Annotated in this window: 18 protein-coding genes; 1 reads left to right on the forward strand and 17 read right to left on the reverse strand. The window is 46.7% G+C overall.

Features of this window, described 5'->3' with window-relative positions:
- Window positions 1-61 precede the first annotated feature (61 nt).
- Window positions 62-1,753 (forward strand): class I SAM-dependent methyltransferase, encoded by a 1,692-nt coding sequence (locus tag R8269_RS19165; RefSeq protein ID WP_054728953.1) that lies wholly within the window; start codon window positions 62-64, stop codon window positions 1,751-1,753.
- A 94-nt stretch (window positions 1,754-1,847) separates the two neighbouring features.
- Here the strand turns inward: R8269_RS19165 and R8269_RS19170 are convergent, their stop codons facing one another.
- The 17 genes from R8269_RS19170 to R8269_RS19250 are packed head-to-tail and all read right to left on the reverse strand — an operon-like array spanning window position 1,848 to window position 17,062.
- Window positions 1,848-3,071, reverse strand: coding sequence for a beta-ketoacyl-ACP synthase (locus tag R8269_RS19170; protein ID WP_054865730.1), 1,224 nt, complete (start codon window positions 3,069-3,071; stop codon window positions 1,848-1,850).
- Window positions 3,068-3,793, reverse strand: a complete 726-nt coding sequence (gene fabG / locus R8269_RS19175) for a 3-oxoacyl-ACP reductase FabG (RefSeq protein WP_206970922.1) — start codon at window positions 3,791-3,793, stop codon at window positions 3,068-3,070. Before fabG ends, R8269_RS19170 begins: the two co-directional genes overlap by 4 nt.
- On the reverse strand, window positions 3,790-4,254 hold the full coding sequence (locus R8269_RS19180; protein ID WP_005388322.1) for a hotdog family protein: 465 nt from the start codon (window positions 4,252-4,254) through the stop codon (window positions 3,790-3,792). Before R8269_RS19180 ends, fabG begins: the two co-directional genes overlap by 4 nt.
- Complete coding sequence (locus R8269_RS19185; RefSeq protein ID WP_054730341.1) at window positions 4,247-5,434, reverse strand: beta-ketoacyl-[acyl-carrier-protein] synthase family protein; 1,188 nt, start codon at window positions 5,432-5,434, stop codon at window positions 4,247-4,249. The genes R8269_RS19180 and R8269_RS19185 overlap by 8 nt, the downstream gene beginning before the upstream one ends.
- Window positions 5,435-5,454: 20 nt before the next feature.
- Complete coding sequence (locus tag R8269_RS19190; protein ID WP_017634797.1) at window positions 5,455-6,066, reverse strand: DUF3261 domain-containing protein; 612 nt, start codon at window positions 6,064-6,066, stop codon at window positions 5,455-5,457.
- Window positions 6,063-8,405 (reverse strand): MMPL family transporter, encoded by a 2,343-nt coding sequence (locus R8269_RS19195; protein WP_318222627.1) that lies wholly within the window; start codon window positions 8,403-8,405, stop codon window positions 6,063-6,065. The genes R8269_RS19190 and R8269_RS19195 overlap by 4 nt, the downstream gene beginning before the upstream one ends.
- The gene (locus R8269_RS19200; RefSeq protein ID WP_005382286.1) at window positions 8,377-8,997 is read right to left on the reverse strand and encodes a LolA family protein; all 621 of its coding nucleotides are present in this window, start codon (window positions 8,995-8,997) and stop codon (window positions 8,377-8,379) included. The genes R8269_RS19195 and R8269_RS19200 overlap by 29 nt, the downstream gene beginning before the upstream one ends.
- A complete protein-coding gene (locus tag R8269_RS19205) occupies window positions 8,997-9,443 on the reverse strand; it encodes an acyl-CoA thioesterase (protein ID WP_025611698.1) in 447 nt (148 codons plus the stop codon). Before R8269_RS19205 ends, R8269_RS19200 begins: the two co-directional genes overlap by 1 nt.
- Entirely contained in the window at window positions 9,443-10,996 is a 1,554-nt protein-coding gene (locus R8269_RS19210) for an HAL/PAL/TAL family ammonia-lyase (RefSeq protein WP_213891940.1), read from the reverse strand. Before R8269_RS19210 ends, R8269_RS19205 begins: the two co-directional genes overlap by 1 nt.
- Window positions 10,980-12,686, reverse strand: coding sequence for a glycosyltransferase family 2 protein (locus R8269_RS19215; protein ID WP_258476582.1), 1,707 nt, complete (start codon window positions 12,684-12,686; stop codon window positions 10,980-10,982). The genes R8269_RS19210 and R8269_RS19215 overlap by 17 nt, the downstream gene beginning before the upstream one ends.
- Window positions 12,679-13,047 carry a hypothetical protein gene (locus R8269_RS19220; protein WP_021449611.1) on the reverse strand — a complete coding sequence of 123 codons (369 nt, stop codon included), beginning with the start codon at window positions 13,045-13,047 and terminating at the stop codon, window positions 12,679-12,681. Before R8269_RS19220 ends, R8269_RS19215 begins: the two co-directional genes overlap by 8 nt.
- Before the next feature lie 10 nt (window positions 13,048-13,057).
- Entirely contained in the window at window positions 13,058-14,458 is a 1,401-nt protein-coding gene (locus tag R8269_RS19225) for an AMP-binding protein (RefSeq protein ID WP_213872571.1), read from the reverse strand.
- A 4-nt stretch (window positions 14,459-14,462) separates the two neighbouring features.
- Entirely contained in the window at window positions 14,463-15,023 is a 561-nt protein-coding gene (locus R8269_RS19230; RefSeq protein ID WP_025766967.1) for a hypothetical protein, read from the reverse strand.
- On the reverse strand, window positions 15,023-15,280 hold the full coding sequence (locus tag R8269_RS19235; protein WP_025766966.1) for an acyl carrier protein: 258 nt from the start codon (window positions 15,278-15,280) through the stop codon (window positions 15,023-15,025). Before R8269_RS19235 ends, R8269_RS19230 begins: the two co-directional genes overlap by 1 nt.
- Window positions 15,281-15,295: 15 nt before the next feature.
- The gene (locus R8269_RS19240; protein ID WP_005382278.1) at window positions 15,296-15,556 is read right to left on the reverse strand and encodes a phosphopantetheine-binding protein; all 261 of its coding nucleotides are present in this window, start codon (window positions 15,554-15,556) and stop codon (window positions 15,296-15,298) included.
- A gap of 13 nt (window positions 15,557-15,569) precedes the next feature.
- On the reverse strand, window positions 15,570-16,337 hold the full coding sequence (locus R8269_RS19245) for a lysophospholipid acyltransferase family protein (protein ID WP_005388305.1): 768 nt from the start codon (window positions 16,335-16,337) through the stop codon (window positions 15,570-15,572).
- Window positions 16,334-17,062, reverse strand: coding sequence for a beta-ketoacyl synthase chain length factor (locus R8269_RS19250; RefSeq protein WP_017634792.1), 729 nt, complete (start codon window positions 17,060-17,062; stop codon window positions 16,334-16,336). Before R8269_RS19250 ends, R8269_RS19245 begins: the two co-directional genes overlap by 4 nt.
- Window positions 17,063-17,082 lie beyond the last annotated feature (20 nt).

A 17,082-nucleotide genomic window follows, 5' to 3' on the forward strand; every position in this document is an offset into this window, starting at 1 on the left:
TAGCCATTGCAATTTCTAGCAATTAATATGGACGCATATTAATTACCTTTCGTTAACCTTTATGCCTGCCACTTCTAACTTTTATGACCGACACGCCGACTCTTTCGCGAAGCAATACACATCGATCCAGTTTGAGGATGTCCACGCGAGTTGGAGAGTCTTCTGGCCCCAGGCTGGAGATCGTGTGTTAGATGTTGGCGCGGGCTCTGGTCGAGACGCGAAATGGATGGCTGAGCATGGGTGTGAAGTTGTTGCGATTGAGCCTGCTCAAGCACTTCTAAGGCTTGGTAAGTCTTACTGTGGCGATTCCGTTACTTGGCTTGAAGATGCATTACCTAAGCTTGAGAAAACCATTAATCTTGGCTTTCGCTTCGATTTAATTCTTGTCAGTGCGGTATGGATGCACCTTGCGCCTACGCACCGTGAACGTGCATTTCGCAAACTTGCAAATTTGTTAGCGCCTAATGGTCGATTGGTGATTAGCCTTCGTCACGGTGACTTTTCTGACGGTCGTAAAGCTTATCCCGTATCGGTTGAAGAGCTCGAAAAGTTTGCAAAGAATAGCGCTTTAATGGTGAGAAACGTATCTCTCGATGACGATCAGTTAAAGCGAACGGGTGTATCTTGGCAAACTGTAGTGATGTCTTTGCCTGATGATGGTTCCGGTGAGCTGAATAAGGTTCGCCACATTATCGTCAATGATTCCAAATCGGCTACCTATAAGCTCGCACTACTACGTACTTTACTACGTATTGCAGACGCTCATTCTGGTGCAGTGGTTGATCGCAGCGAAGGTAAAGTTGCAATCCCATTAGGATTAGTTGGCTTATATTGGATTCGTCAATTTAAGCGTTTAATCGATAAAGAGAACATCCAGCAAAGCTCGAACTCGTCTAAAGGGCTAGGTTTTATAAAGCCCGATGGCTGGGGCAGACTTTCCCATTTAAGTCCTGATGATCTTGCTATAGGCACGACATTTTTTGGTGAAGATGCAGTGGCGCTTGATAAAGCGATAAAAGACAGCTTAAAAACCATAAAAGATGGTCCCGTCACTTTTACCTATCAAGGTGATAAATCAAACCCTTACTTTGAAATGATTCGTTCAGCTAAGAAGCCAAAACGTTCAATTGTTGTGGATAGCGAGTTCCTCGAAGGTTATGGGCTGTTTGTGTTGGATGAAAGCCTTTGGGATTGTTTTCGATTGTATAACTCTTGGATTGAGCCGCTGGTGGTCAACCAATGGATTATGGAAATGCAACGATTTCGGTCTAATCAAGAGCGGGGTATTCCACTGCAAACGTATCATGATTGTTTGGTCTGGATTGATAAAGACCATGATACGCGAGTCGTGCGAAAGAGAATTGAACAGTTGAAGCTCAGCCATTGCGACATTGTCAGTGTATGGAGTGGAAGCAAATTACGAAATGAGTATCACGTTGATCACTGTTTGCCATTTGCTTATTGGCCCAACAATGATAAGTGGAACTTACTACCAACATCTAAGGTTGAAAACCTAAACAAGCGTGATCGTATTCCTGCTAGCTATCGATTAAACGCATCCAAGCCGCGAATTTTGGATTGGTGGCAGTTAGCTTGGGGAGAGACGGATAATTTGAGTCGGACGTTTTTTACCGAGGCTTCATTGTCGCTACCTAATGTGCCTGCATCTTGTCAAGATTTTGAGCATGTCTTTGAAGCGATGGGATTACAAATTCGTGGTGTTAAAAGTCGCCTTTGTATCGCGGAATGGTAATGTCTTGTTTGCCGTTACAGCGTGATATATGAACCTGATAGGCAACCAACAAAAAAGCGCTGGTTAACCAGCGCTTTTGCATTTACTAAGGGCATTACACCTTTTTAAAGATGATGGAGGTGTTGATGCCGCCAAAGGCGAAGTTGTTACTCATCAAATATTTCACGTCCAGTTCTCGGCCTTGTCCGGCGATGTAGTCTAAATCGCCACATTGCTCGTCGAGGTTTTCTAGGTTGAGCGTTGGGTTGAACCAGCCTGTGTGCATCATTTCTAAACCTAGCCACGCTTCAATTGCGCCACACGCGCCTAGTGTGTGGCCAAAGTAGCTCTTGAGTGAACTGATTGGCACTTTGCCCAGAGCATTCGCTGTTGCGTTGCTTTCTGCAATATCACCGCGGTCGGTGGCAGTGCCGTGAGCAGATACATAGTCGATCTTCTCCGCAGGAATGCCCGCGTTTTGCAAAGCCATTTCCATACAGATTTGCATGGTTTCCATCTGTGGTTGAGTGACGTGTGCGGCATCACAGTTGCTGGCAAAACCGATGATTTCTGCATAGATTTTCGCGCCACGAGCGACGGCGTGTTCGTACTCTTCCAGAACCAGCGTTCCCGCACCTTCACCAATCACCAAACCATCGCGATCGGAGTCATAAGGTCTTGGTGTGCTTTTCGGGTCTTCATTCTTCAGACTGGTGGCAAAAAGGGTATCGAAGACAGCGGATTCCGTTGGACACAATTCTTCAGCGCCACCAGCAACCATGACCGTTTGGTAGCCGTGTTTGATCGCTTCGTAGGCGTAGCCGATTGCTTGGCTGCCGGAGGTACATGCACTACTGGTTGGGATCACTCGGCCTTTCAAACCGAAAAATAGACCAACGTTCACCGCCGTGGTATGTGGCATCATCTGCACGTAAGTCGTTGCGGTGATCGCTTTAGTGGTTTTCTCATTCAGCATGACACCAAATGCGCCGATTGCGTCAGTACTGCCTGTTGATGAGCCGTATGCGATACCCGTTTGACCATTGGTGAGTACGTCGTTACCAATCAAACCTGCTTGGCTTAGTGCGTTTTCTGTTGCGACGGTCGCTAATTTGGAAACACGGCCCATGCCGCGTACTTGCTTGCGCTTGTAGTGCTTTGGCAGATCAAAATCTAAAATGGGTGCCGCGAGCTTGGTGTTCAAACCTTCATACTGTTCGTAAGAAGGCATGTATTGCGTCGCGTTCTGGCAGTCACGCAGTTTTGGTTCGACAGATTGCCAATCGTTACCAAACGCAGTCACGCCCGACATTCCGGTTACAACAACTCGACGGCTCATACTAGGCCTCCGTTTACCGAAATGACTTGGCGAGTTACATAGCCTGCGATGTCAGACATAAGGTAACTGACTAAACCAGCAACTTCTTCTGGCTCTCCCATGCGGCGCAGAGGAATTTGCGGCATCGCGTGTTCTTTCACGTGTTCGTCTACCATGCCTGTGTCGATAAGCCCTGGAGCAACGCAGTTGACGGTGATTTTGCGTTTTGCCAGTTCAAGCGCGAGTGATTTTGTTGCACCAATTACGCCCGCTTTCGCTGCGCTGTAGTTAGTTTGACCACGATTCCCCATTAGGCCAGAGATTGATGCAAGCGTAACAATTCGGCCGCCTTTGCGCTTTTGCACCATTGGCATAACACAAGGGTGAAGAACGTTGTAGAAGCTATCTAAGTTGGTATGAATCACACCATCCCATTCTTCTTCGGTCATCGCAGGGAAAGCGGTATCTTTTGTGATGCCAGCGTTGTTTACGACGCCATAGTAAGCGCCGTGTTCGGCGATATCGGCTTCGAGCTTCTCACGACAATCTGCACGGTCACTGATGTCGAATTGGATAAGACGACCGCTACCACCATGCTGTTCGATGGTGTTTAGGGTGTCTTGCGCGCCTTGTTGATCGCCCATGTAATGGACAATGACTTGGAAACCATCTTTGGCTAATTGAACGGCAATGGCTTTGCCGATGCCTTTGCTGGCACCTGTAACGAGGACTTGTCGGGTCATTGTTGACTCCTGATTTTCATTTCTTGTAATTTTTCTTCTGATGGAACGTAAACGTTCAATTGGCAAGTCGCTACAACAGTTCCTTGTAGCTCAATACGGGCTGAAAAAACCGCCATACCGTTATCTTCCATAACTTTTTCAGCATACACATCGAGCACCTGTCCGCGAGAAAACGTATCGCATTCAGACGTGTATCGACGGCTACCAAGCAAAAAGCCAATCGGTGGCGCTTGTTCTTTCATTAATGCGTGGTAACCAGACCACGCCGCGACAGATTGCGCCATAAACTCAATGCCAACGTAAGCTGGCACGGTTTGAGAGGTCGAGTCGAAGAACGGGTTGTGTTCTGCGATATCAACCTGGCAGTGAATCGTATCTTGTTGAACATCCAAAGCACGATCAACCAAGATCATTGGTTTGTCGTGTGGCAAAAGTTGTTCGATGGGAGGAAGTTTAGTCATGAGCGTAACCAAAAATAAGACTAATGTTATTGCCACCAAAAGCAAAAGAGTTGCTGAGAATCGCTTTGTTACCCAGTTTGGTTGGCGTCTCAACTAACGATATATGGATATCGTCTGCTTTGGTTTCGCAGTGTTGTATTGGCAAATCAAGGTTGTACTTGAGAATATGCCAAGCAATCGCGGCTTCCGTAGCACTTGCTGCGCCTAATGTGTGTCCGGTAAGTGGCTTTGTCGAGCTTACGGGAACGGAGTCTCCAAAGCAGCGATGAATGGCTTTGCTTTCCATCGCATCGTTTAACGGCGTTGCTGTGCCATGTGCGTTGATGTAACCAATGTCTTGCGCTGTAAGTCCTGCATTGGCCAACGCTTTTTTCATCGCTTCTTCTGCGCCTAACCCTTCTGGATGTGGTGCGGAAATATGGTGTGCGTCTGAGCTGTCGCCAGCTCCGAGAAGAGCAACGGGCGCAGGTGTTTTGCTTAGCAACATTAATGCTGCGGCTTCACCGATATTGATGCCGTTGCGATGTTGGTCAAACGGCTTACAAAGGGTATCGGATAGAGCTTCTAAACCGTTAAAGCCGTTTAGTGTTAGGCGACAAATGGTATCCACACCACCCACAATGACCGCATCAACAATGCCAGAGCGAATCAGGCGTTGCGCGGTTAAAAAAACACGACCACTAGAAGAGCAGGCGGTTGAAACTGAGTAATGTGGGCCGCTCAAATCAAAGTAGGCGGCAATAAAATCGCTGCAGTTGCCAAGCTCTTGTTTGGTGTAATGGTAGTCGGCAGGAAAATTACCGTTTGCCAGCTTTTCGCCAAATGCGATTTCGCCATCTGAAATGCCAGATGTGCTGGTGCCGATCACGACTGCGATACGGTCACGACCATATTTAGCAATGGCGTCACGCACGTCGCCTTCGATTTGCAGCAAAGCCGAAAGTGCGAGGCGGTTGTTTCTCGTATCAAACTGGCTGAGTGCGGTCGGTAATTGCGGTAACGTCTGTGCAATTCGACCGATTACTGTTTGTCGGCCTGAATTTAAAATATCTTGGTCAACCACCATGTTGGATGGCTTCGCTCCTGATAAACACTGGTGGATGAGCGCATCATCTTGTCCCATGGCAGAGTGAAAGCCACAGGCCTGAATATACAAAGGTTGAGAAGAGCGAATAGGCATATTGTTATTCTAAATTGTTCTTAATTAATCTGATGTTGCAGTGTTTGAATAGAAATTGAAAACTGATGTTTGAGGTGATGAAAATCAATCTTACCCTCTAACTTGTTAGAAGAGCTGTATTGAATCTTAATGATCTTTTCACCGTCGCTATCAAAGATGGCGCGAGAATTATTTTTATCAATAATTCGCCACCTTACCTCATTTAACGACCCTTCCCAAGCGGAACTCGGCCAGAGCGTGATCATCAGGTTAAATAATACCTGTTCTGGCTGCGGTAGCGAACCTTGTAAACCGTTGAGCACTTCGGTTTGAATTTGTTCTCCATCGTAAGACAGTGAGAGTACTCTCGTCCCCCAGGATGAGAAGCCTGCCAGCACCACTTCGTTGTTGATCACTTGCAGTTGTACCGGAAGTTGCTCAGATTTGGTTTTACCATCTATTGCCCAAGAAGCCGTAATTAACTGACTGGCAGACAACTGATAGCCCAAGCTTGCGGGAGTGGGCAAGCTAACTTGGGTGTGCTCGGCAATGTCGACCTGAGGCGTCGATTGGTGAGGGACCAAGCTGCATGCACTTAAAAACAGGCTCAGTGCGAATAACGTCGCGCAGCGAAAGGCGTGATTGAAAATCATGACGTCGTTTCCTCTGTTTTAATTGCAATCGGAGAGAGCAGCCAAGCGACAAAAATACCACTTAACACCGTAATGCCAAAACTGTGAATCGCGTGAGTTTGGCTGAGTGACAGCAATCCAAATGACAACACAGTGGTGATTGCCGAAAGGGTGATCGCCAATAGTGTGCTCACGCTGCGCGCTTTCTCGGCAAAGAACAGAGTGTAATCGATCCCGATACCAAGAATGAGCACCAAGCCAAGCAAGTTGAACAGGTTTAATGTTGTTCCCATCGCGACAGCCGTTGCCAGACCGCAGGCGCAAGCAATCAATGATGGCAGTAAAACTCGCCAACTGTGTTGCAGACCGTACCGCTTGATTAATACCAGAAAGATCACAGCACTGGCGGCTGCCAATAGCTCCATGATTTTGATTCGGTATTCACCAAATAGGGCGGATAATTCTTCAGCTTTGTTTAGGTAGACAACATCAGACTGTGATTTGGCAAATTCCTTAACAACAGCGGAGTCTTGCAATTGGTTTAACACCACTACCGTTGCCGATTTTCCTTTGATCTTACCCAAATGAAGAAAACGTACAGGCGCTGATACCGGGTTTTGCAAGTACTGTTCAACCGTAACAGGGATAAAGTCGGCGTCCATTTTGGGCTTTTTACTTAAGCCCAGCCCGGAAGTAAGTGGGCTGGATTGTGTCGCGTAAAGATCGCGAATCAATTGATAGTCTTGTTGCTGACGTTCCACTGAGCTCAAGTAGCGGCTCAGGCTCTGGTAGTTTTCGATGGTGCTGTCCGCTTTCCACGCTTCTAAAGTTGGCGTCAAAGACTCCAGCTTTTTCATTAGGTTTTCGTCATCGTCGGCGGTAACGACCAACATTTGCTGCGAAGATTGCATGCCACTGAGCGTCGTAATCAAGGTTTCTTGCTGCTTGAGATCGTTCGGCATCGTTTGCAGTAGACGAATGTCGTCATCGTAGTTCAATTGCAGCAAGAAAAAGCCACTCGCAACCACACATAACATCGGTAATCCGACTTTAATTCGAGGGTGATTCCAAAGCGTTAACCATTTCGCCAACAATGATTGTCCTGGTAAGTTCGAAATGGATCGCGATGGGTTACGAGCCAGTATCGGATACCAAGCCACCACTGTGATGTAAGCGGCAATCAGACCAATGGATGAAAACAGCGCAAGCTGTTGCAAACCAGGAAACGGTGCCACCAACATGCCCAAATAGCCGATCAAACTGGTGATTAAGCCCAGTGTGATCGCTATGAAAATATGCTTTAACCCTTGCTCGCTATCCCATTCATTTCCCGCCGCAAGACGTTCCGTTAGGTAGTGGAATGCGTAGTCGATAGACACGCCGATTAAACTTGCGCCAAACACTAAGCTGAACAGATGGACTTTTCCAAAAATCCACGTTGTCACTGACAACGCAACGAGCAAGCCAATGGTGATGGAAAGCAGTGCGAGAGACAGTGGCACCACACTACGAAAGACCAATACGAACAATGCAATGATACCGAGCAGAGAGAACACACCGATGGTACTGATCTCCGATTTTGCACTTTGCGTACCAAAGTCGGCGTAAAATAGAACGCCAGTATGTGCGACTTCAGCGCCATATTTCTGCGCGACGCTTTGCTCTAGCGCTTGAATGTCAGGGACGGCAAGCTGCCCAGTTAGGCTATAAGGCGAGTCTTTTAGCTCGGCAGTAATAAGCAAGTATTGAGCACCGTCTTTTTCGACGGACAGATAGCCGTTATCCAATCGGAAAGAGGACGATTGCTGGGTAACTTGGCTCAAATAATCACGAAATAGCAAGAAAGGATCATTTTGTAACTCTTGCCCGGTCACTCCAGAAAACGGGTTGTACAGCGACTGAATCACATGCTGCACTTGCTGTTCTGGATTTTGGCTTAAACGCTCTCGTTGTTCAGGCGTCAGCAATTGGAAGCGGTGCTTAAAGTAGTAACTCGCCCAAGCTTGCTGCTCTTGAGGTGAGATTTTTCCCACCACATCGCGAAAATGATTACTCTGACGCAAACCCTTATCAAATTCAGCGGCTGCTGCAAAAAGGGCATTTTTGTCCGGCGCTGTGATCACGAAAATGACTTTGTCGCTCATACTTGCCGAGACCGACTCAAAGGCTTGCTCAGCCACCGGGTTTTGTTGGTTCTTCGGCAACAGTTTTAAAATGTTGGTCTCAATCGGAGATTCTGCACTCCAAACCCATTGTTTGAGTAGCAATGCGCCCGCTAAAACAACGAGATTGAGCCAAACCAGAGCAAAGGTATGAGTGCCAAGACTGAGTTTAGAAACGGAATTGAGCGTCTTCGGCATCCGTGAGTTCCTGAGGTAGAGAGGTCTGGTTTGTAAACGTGATTTCGGTCTTATCGCCGCGCAGCTCTTGCAGGGTTAGGCGATCAATGTGCGTTTTACCGGAAAGGGTGATGGCTTTAAACACCGCATTTAATGGCGACTGTTTGGGCACTAAAACGAGCTGCCACTGATTGTTCTCAACTGAAAAATCGAGTGTGAATTGTTCTTGCAGTGCAGAAGTATCCCCGTGGAACACGGATAAAAACACATGGCTAAAGTAGAACGCCATTGGGTTTTCTTCAGCAGAGATCGTTTTCGGATCTTGGTTGGCAAAAGTCTGACGAAGTTTGTTTTCCGTCAATACCAAATTGACTGCGAAAGGTTCTGTTTGTTGCCACAACAAGCCATGTGTTTTGCTCAGTGTGAACTGACCTTTAGAGGTTAGAGGTTGACTGAACATTTCCAGATGACGCTGCTGCGTAAAATCTCCGCGTACTATTTCATGCTGAGACAACTGCTGTTGAAGCGACGCCAAATCCGTTACGTTTGCTGTCGGTGTGGCCAGTGCTGGAACAGAAAATATCAACAAAAAAGAGAGTAACCACTTTTGCATTAGTTCAGGCTCCCATGGCTGTGCCATCGCTCTACTTTATCTAAAAAGACTGCTGGAGAAACAAAGCACATCTCTTGCTTTTCAATGGATACGGCGACTTGCGTTGTATGCGCTTTGCACATACGTTGATTCGTTTCGGCGTCGTAAATCACGTAATCCACACGCAAGCGGTTTTCCCACTCCGTGAGTTGCGCGGTAATGCGAATGGTGTGATTAAACGGAATCGCCTTGACGTATTTAACGCGCGTGTCGATGATCGGCCACATATACCCAGAGTCTTGCATATCGCGATAGCTGTATTGGATCTTCTCCATCAGCACACGACGCGCTTCTTCAAAATACCGAAAGAAGTTGCCGTGATATATCACGCCCATCGGGTCAGCATCTTGGAATGAGGTGACCATAGTCACCTCCGCTTCTAATGGGTAGAGAACCTGCTCTTGCATTATACCTCCGCGTAGAGTGGCCAATGACGTTGCTGAATGAGTTCAATGAAATGACGCAAATCTTGTTCCAATGGGCGATCTTCAATCACAAACTCAAACTCGCTCAGCACGGCGTCACGAATTACTCGCAAACTCTGACTCATGTGGTGTTCGTCCAATTCGTTATGACGACGACGTATCTCAACCGCTTGAACGCTTGCTAGGAGTGAAGCCGCAGCAACTTGCTCTGTTAACTCAAGTACGCGTAAGCAATCACGAGCCGCAATGGTGCCCATGCTCACTTTGTCTTGGTTGTGACATTCGGTTGAGCGAGAAAAAACGCTCGCTGGCATGGTGTTTTTCAACGCTTCTGCCGTCCAAGCTGAGATACCAATCTGAACCGCTTTAAAGCCGTGGTTGATCGGTTTACGCTCGCCTTCTGCACCGGTTAAGTTAAACGGCAGGCCGTTATTGAACTTGTAATCCATGAGTTGCGCCATCTGACGGTCCAGCAAATCAGCTAAGTTGGCAATGTTCACTTTCAACGTATCCATCGCCATTGCGATATGACCACCGTAGAAGTGACCGCCGTGCAGAACGCGCTCGTTGTCGCCATCGATAATTGGATTGTCGTTGGCACTATTTAGTTCATTCTCAATCAATTGACGTAGCCAAGGCAGTGAGTCTTGCACCATGCCAATTACGTGTGGCGCACAACGCAGCGAGTAGCGATCTTGCAGTCGGTCGCTATTGCGTGGCGGACGCTCAGCATTGAGATCATCACGCAGCCAAGCCGCAACTTGCTGTTGACCAGGGTGAGGCTTTACCGCAAACAACGCTTCATCAAAGTGGAAGTCATTACCTTGCATACCCACAGAGACCATCGCGGTAATCTTGGTGCAAAGCTGAGCTAGGTATTCTGCGCGTTTGTAGGCAAGACAGGCGAGGGCAGTCATCACGGATGTACCGTTCATTAACGCCAAACCTTCTTTTGGTTTTAGGCGAATTGGCTCAATGCCCAGCTCTGCAAACACTTCTTGTGTTGGTCGCACATCGCCTTTGTAAAGCACTTCACGCTCGCCAATTAAGGTCGCCGCTAGGTAAGACAGAGGCGTTAAATCGCCACTTGCGCCCACCGAGCCTTCTTGTGGAATACGCGGCGCAATGTCGTGGTTGATAAGCGTAACGATTTGGTTCAACAGATCGTGAGACACGCCAGATACGCCTTGCGACAATGAACACAAACGGGTTGCCAGCACCGCGCGAGCTTGCTCATGAGAAAGGATTTGACCTAAGCCACAACCATGGAAGCGTGTAAGGTGCAACGGAAGTTCATCCACAAGAGCGGGTGGAATCGCCACAGTACATGAATCGCCGTAACCGGTAGTCACGCCGTAAATAACGCCTTCTTCTTTCAGTAATCGTTCCAGAAACGCCACGCCACGATCAATTTTCGCGGTAAATTCTGGCGAGGTGTTCATGTTTGCCTTTGCACCTTGAGCAATGGCAACGACATCTTCGATGGTTAAAGATTGGGCACCAAAAGTGATGTTGTGATTATTGTTGTTTGTCATGTGGCTGATTACTTAAAGTCCAGAAGTTAAAAAAGTTGTACCACTGTAACGGCGCTTGCAGTGTGTGGTGTTCTAATCTGTGGGCGTACTGTTGAACAACGTGTTCTAGTGCCTGCTGACGCTCCTTGCGCGGTAGCGTGATTTGGTCACTAAAGTGTTCAAAGTACACATTAAAATGCGGAGTGTTTGCTTCATCGTCGCGTAGGCCGAAGAGTAGATAAACCGGCGCTTTTAATACCGAGGCCAGCATGAATGGGCCTTGCGGAAATGGCGCTGGTTTACCAAGAAAATCTGCCCAAACGACACGATTTTCTTTGCTGGTAGAAGTGCGATCGCCAACGATCACCACCCATTCGCCTTGCTCGATTTTTTGTTGAAGCAGAATCGCGGTGTCTGGTCCCATTGAGCTGACTTGAATCAAATTCAGTTCCGAGTTTGGGTTTACCGCCTTCATTACCGCATTAAATTGTTCAGCGTGTTGGGTAAATACCAAGGCGTTGATTTTGACATGAGAGTGTCGACGACCAAGCGCGCGGCAGAGTTCGATATTGCCAAGGTGCGAGCCTAAAATGAGCACGCCTTGTTTTTTCTGCGCCATCTCTTCGAAATGATGCTGGCCGTGAATGGTTAGGTTATCGACGTTAAAGTCACCTTGCCAGGCAGCCAGTTTGTCGAGCATGGTTCGCCCAAAAGAAAGCAGATGATGATAGCTGTCCAACTGTTTTGGTAGTGCGATGCTCTGCTGCGTTGCGTAGTACTGCAAGTTTTGCAGGTAAACCTCAGACGCTTCACGGGCAGATTTACCCGTGAAGTGGTAGTAGCGCATGACTAATTTTAAAATCAGGTCAAACGCTTTTCTGCCGAACAAGCGGTAAACCGAGAGTAAGGTTTTGATGCCTAAAATCGTGCCTTGTTCTTTTCGTTTCGACCAGTGGGCATTATTGTCATCTGTGTTTTGGCGCTTTCTGGCGAGTAGCGAAGGAATGCGCGGCAACATGCCAAAAAATAGGCGAGTATGCATCCAGCTTATCTTGACGTTGTCCCACAATGCGTCGAAGTGGGAAATGCCACCTTCAGGGTAGATCACGCGCGTTGGAACAAAATCAATGTCGACGCCTTCCCAATACATTCGCACTAGAATTTCGATATCAAAATCCATGCGTTTGCCGATGCTGTACTTGTTCAACACGGCGACCGTTTTCGCCACTGGGTAGGCGCGAAAACCGCACATGCTGTCTTTGATAGATAGTGACAAGGTTTCTATCCACACCCACACGTGCGTAGCGTAGCGACCATACAAACGGGATTTAGGTACGCTCTCGTCGTATATCGGTTGGCCCGAAATCAGGTTATCTGGTTTTGTTTCGCTGGCGCTGAGCAATTTCGGCAATGCTTCTAGGTCGTGTTGACCGTCTGCGTCGATTTGAATGGCGTGCGTAAAACCAAGTTGGTGAGCTTGATGTAGGCCTGCCATCACAGCGCCACCTTTGCCTTGGTTTTCTCTCAAACTAATCAGTTTTATCAGTCCTTGCTTGCTCAAAGCAGAAAGCGCTTGTTTGGTGTCTTCATTGCTGCCGTCGTCAACGGCCAGCACTGGCAAAGCGAAAGAGGATAACGACGCAACCACGTCTGCAATTGTGCTGCCGTGGTTGTAGCAAGGAATTAAAAAGCAGGGACGGTAATCACTCACGTGACTCACCCAGTTTCATTTTGCCTGAAGAGTGAGTCACCAAGGTTTCACCGTTTTTCGATGTGTACTTAAAGGTCAATTTCTCGCGCTCATTGTCCCAAGAGAGTGAGAGACAAACGTCGGCGTTTGGCAGAATCGGCTCTTGAAATTTGATGACTTCCATTCCTTTAAATACCTTGGGAGTGTTCAAATATTGAACGGCGTAGAACAACGCCCAGTCAATTTGAGTGACGCCGGGTAAAAGAGGAAAGTGACTGAAATGACCTTGGAAATCTAAGATGTCAGCATCCACACGCAGCGAAAGCTCCGCGGTGTGGTCACTCACTTCAATATTCTGAATGGTTGGTTTTCTTTTATCCATGTTACTAGCTTTATTGGAATAGTTTTTCAATTTCAGCAACTTGGCGTTTGCCTTGGTTGTTCAATGGAATTTCGTCGACCACTCGGAATTTTCTCGGGATAGCGATCGGTTCTAGCCAATTGCGCAGTGCCTTGCGAAGCTCAAGCCAAAATTTGCCTTTACCAAGTTCATTAAGCACATCGCTGCCTTTATCGTTAAGTACGATGATCGAGACTAACGTGAGGCGACCAGATTCTTCCATTGGGATCACCACGCTTTCTTGAACCCACGGCAATTGCTCTAAACGTTTTTCCACTTCGACAAGGGAAATACGCTTTTCTTCGACTTTGACGATTCGGTCAGTGCGTCCACGCAATTCAAAAGAAATACTATCATGGAAATAGCATTCATCCGCAGTTTGGTACCAAGTGTTTTCATCAATGTGTGGCGAGCGGAGCTTTAAACAATTTTCATGGTTAAGCTCGGCTTCAACACCAGGGAATAACGTCCAAGGAGTGCTGGCTACGTGCTGCTGACGGTAAGCGATGCCGCCGGTTTCTGTGCTGCCAAAAACTTCAATAGGAAGTGACCCAAACAACTGCTGGCTGTGCTGCGCCGCTTGGTTTGGCAAGGGGCCACCAGAAGAAAATACACACCGAATCGCAACCGGATTGTGCTCTTCACTGAGTCGTTTTAGTAACGCAGGGCTGCTTACTAGCGTGGTGTCAGCATCAGCGTGATGGACAATTTGCTCTGGGAACTCAAGGTTGTGTGCTGAAAATGGACGTGCAGAGCACAAAGGCCACAATACGCGGAACAGCAAGCCGTAAATGTGTTGATGAGAAACGGTGCTTTCAACTCGTGTGCTGGCAACTGTGTCGCCCCATAGGTTATCTAGAATAGAAACTTCGATATCGAGCTGTTTCAGCGTTTTTGCAATGGCTTTTGGTGTGCCGCTTGAACCCGAAGTGAATAGCGTTACCGGTATTTCCGCTAGGTTTAATTCTCGCCAAAAATAAGGTTGTTTGGCCTCTGGCTCGTTAATCACGGTGGTTTCTAGCAATGATTGAGCTTCGATCAAAAGCGAGCTCACCAGTTCTGGAACCGAGACATCGGCATCATGCAGCAACAAATCGTAGTGCTCACTGAGCTCTTTGAGTGCTTCTGGTTGGTAATTACCAGGTAATACAATGGATTTTCCTGCATAACAACAAGCAAAAAAGCCAACGGCAAACAGGTAGCTGTTGCCAAAACACAACGCAATGTTTTGCGTTGGTTGGGTTTCTAACTGCTGAGCAAGTGTTGCGACGTGCTGCTGGAAATCACCCCACGTGATAACCGTGTCGCGCTCGTAAGAGACTGGGGATTGCTCAGACCTCTCTGCGATGAACAAGGTCGCTAGGGAGGTAAAGCTCGAATACGTTGTATTCATACGATTAGTGTTCCTTTCGAACAAATTGACGCACGATCCATTCTCCAGCGAACAAGCCACCAGCAAGTAAGTAGCTGATGAGGCCGTTATAAAGCGTCCATATTTTTACTGGTAGGAAACAGGTATAGAGTGCAACAGCAGCGTTGAGCGTAAAAAAGGCGCACCAAACCATCGTCACTTTGCGAGTGTAAGCCACACCACTAGCCGGAAGGTCGGGTTCTTGCAAGCGAGCAAGCCTCTCTATGATCGATTGCGGCTGTTTTAAGCTCAGTCCAAATACACACAGCATACATACATTGACAACGACAGGGTAAAACTGAAGCCACCCATGTTGTTTAAACACCATGCCAAGCGTAATTAGGACAATGCCAACAGCGCCCGTAACGAGCGCCAAGAACTTAAACTCTTTTAGTGGGGTCTTATTTGCGACGAAAACACGCAAAAGTAACGCAGCAATTAACAAGCCCCCAACTAAGTTCAAGCCAAATTTATCTATACCGAAATAGACGGCGAAGGGGTAGGCAAACAGTACAATTGCAGACAGACCAGTCAGCAATTGGCGCATTAACTTTCCTTCAATAACTCAGTAACAGCGTTAACCACATCGTCGACGGTTCTTACTGTACTAAACTCTGCCGGCTTGATTTTTTTGCCAGTGACATTCTGTAGGTGTACGACCAAATCAACGGCGTCAATGCTATCAAGATCGAGATCTTGGTATAAGTGCGCATCTGATTGAATGTCGGCTGCATCAATTTCGAACAGCTCAACAAGCGCATCTTTAACTTGTTCAAATACTTGATCTTTATTTACATCAGTCATGAATATACCTACAACTTATTCATTAGTTTGAGAAGAAACGTATTTCGCTAGATTTGCTACAGACGCAAAGTGTTCGCGCGTATTTGAGTCGTCGGCATCAATAACGATGTTGTATTGTTTTTTTATTGCGAGTCCAAGCTCAAGCGCGTCGATAGAATCTAAGCCAAGTCCATCACCAAAAAGTGGTGCATCCGTTTCAATATCATCTACGGTTAAATCTTCAAGGTTTAAAGCATCAATAATAAGTTGCTTAATGTCGTTGTGTAACTGTTCCACTGGGACCTGCTTATTAATAAAAGTTTTCTGGAAAAATGTTTTCAGCTAGGTGCTGTTGTAAGCGTCGCGCCGCTATTGTCGGCGACGTAGTTTGCTTTATAAAGGGGGTAATCTCAACTTTATCCTTAACTTCAACCCTGAAAAAGGGCTTTGTTGCCGGTACTTGATACCATTTTTTCTCTTTTGTGAGGAAACTTGGCGTTACCGTAATATGGACAACTCTTAAATCTCGTTCTGTTCTTACCGCAATTTGTGCTGCACCGCGTTGTAATTTCGGCTCTACACCTGGTGTTGTTCTTGTTCCTTCAGGAAATATAAGCAACACGTTGCCTTTGTTAAATCGCTCATCACAAAGTGCTAATAAATCATCCGGTGCTTCATTGGGAATATATCCGGCTGCTTTTACGATGTGCTTCATAAAAGGATTCGACCATATTGCCGATTTTACTAAACAGTCGCAGCGATTTAATTGTGAAGCAATGAGAACGTAATCGATTAAACTAGGGTGGTTGGCAACAATTAAACAATTACGATCTTGTTGAAGAATATCGGCACCAATAATTTGATAATCGATTGCGCCACTTAGCTTCATCAATTTACAAAATGTGTTGAATGAATATCGAATCGCACCCTGAACTTTATATTCGCGTTCCGTTTGGTCTGAAACAAAAATACGAATGGTCGGAATAACAATGAAACTCAGTACTAAACCACCTAACCCAAATACTGAAAAACAAAAGCCTGTTGCTAGCACACGCCAATACTGATTTAAGCGAGTCATTTTTTGTGCCATTCCCAAGCTTGTTGCGGAGCGAAAATAGTCCACTGGCTTTTATCTAACAAGTATTGTTGCAAAAATACTAAACCTTGAGGAAGAGGATGACCGGAACGTTCTGCGTTTATGGAGCTTTGTATCGCGAACTTGTCTCCATGAGAAAGTATTAAGCCAAGTCCAAACCCTTGGTATTGTTGGCTTTCATATTCTAAATAAGAGTCAGGCATAGGCTCATCAAAATCAACAAGCAGTACTTTTTTGTCAGGATTGTCGGACAAAAACAGCCATGCTTCTAATATTGCGCTTTGGAATGTGTTTTCTGCCGCAGCGATAGAAGTTAGGGGAATGGGTTGTTTAGTTGCGATAGTGGCAAGCCCTGCGGCGGTATTGTGCACCGATTGAGAAAAAGCCATCGGAGACGCCTCTTCTCCATTAATTATATCTTCAACTAGTGCGACGCTGCGATGCAGTTCACCATGACGGCTTGAAAATACAAGGTAATCAACTTGATGTTGATTAAGCATTTCGATTGCAGTTTGTACCGCCAGTTTACTGAGTGGGCTCATTCTTCTGCGCATCATCGCAGGAATATTTGCAACATTGATTTTGCCATCTTCTGGCCATTTTATCTCTGTTGCCCATTGTTTCCATTCATTGGATTCGGATAAACCGAATGAATTCGCTGTCCACGCATCAATATTGAACGAAATGTTGATCTTCGAGTTTGGCATATTGGGTTAAATTGTTTATT

Source organism: Vibrio sp. Vb0667 (genome assembly GCF_033391095.1).

Coding starts and splice junctions, on each gene's coding strand:
- R8269_RS19195 (WP_318222627.1), bottom strand. CDS start 8,405: ATGCCGAAGACGCTCAATTCCGTTTCTAAACTCAGTCTTGGCACTCAT.
- R8269_RS19220 (WP_021449611.1), bottom strand. CDS start 13,047: ATGGATAAAAGAAAACCAACCATTCAGAATATTGAAGTGAGTGACCAC.
- R8269_RS19200 (WP_005382286.1), bottom strand. CDS start 8,997: ATGCAAAAGTGGTTACTCTCTTTTTTGTTGATATTTTCTGTTCCAGCA.
- R8269_RS19170 (WP_054865730.1), bottom strand. CDS start 3,071: ATGAGCCGTCGAGTTGTTGTAACCGGAATGTCGGGCGTGACTGCGTTT.
- R8269_RS19235 (WP_025766966.1), bottom strand. CDS start 15,280: ATGACTGATGTAAATAAAGATCAAGTATTTGAACAAGTTAAAGATGCG.
- R8269_RS19205 (WP_025611698.1), bottom strand. CDS start 9,443: ATGCAAGAGCAGGTTCTCTACCCATTAGAAGCGGAGGTGACTATGGTC.
- fabG (WP_206970922.1), bottom strand. CDS start 3,793: ATGACCCGACAAGTCCTCGTTACAGGTGCCAGCAAAGGCATCGGCAAA.
- R8269_RS19180 (WP_005388322.1), bottom strand. CDS start 4,254: ATGACTAAACTTCCTCCCATCGAACAACTTTTGCCACACGACAAACCA.
- R8269_RS19185 (WP_054730341.1), bottom strand. CDS start 5,434: ATGCCTATTCGCTCTTCTCAACCTTTGTATATTCAGGCCTGTGGCTTT.
- R8269_RS19210 (WP_213891940.1), bottom strand. CDS start 10,996: ATGACAAACAACAATAATCACAACATCACTTTTGGTGCCCAATCTTTA.
- R8269_RS19225 (WP_213872571.1), bottom strand. CDS start 14,458: ATGAATACAACGTATTCGAGCTTTACCTCCCTAGCGACCTTGTTCATC.
- R8269_RS19190 (WP_017634797.1), bottom strand. CDS start 6,066: ATGATTTTCAATCACGCCTTTCGCTGCGCGACGTTATTCGCACTGAGC.
- R8269_RS19165 (WP_054728953.1), top strand. CDS start 62: ATGCCTGCCACTTCTAACTTTTATGACCGACACGCCGACTCTTTCGCG.
- R8269_RS19230 (WP_025766967.1), bottom strand. CDS start 15,023: ATGCGCCAATTGCTGACTGGTCTGTCTGCAATTGTACTGTTTGCCTAC.
- R8269_RS19245 (WP_005388305.1), bottom strand. CDS start 16,337: ATGACTCGCTTAAATCAGTATTGGCGTGTGCTAGCAACAGGCTTTTGT.
- R8269_RS19250 (WP_017634792.1), bottom strand. CDS start 17,062: ATGCCAAACTCGAAGATCAACATTTCGTTCAATATTGATGCGTGGACA.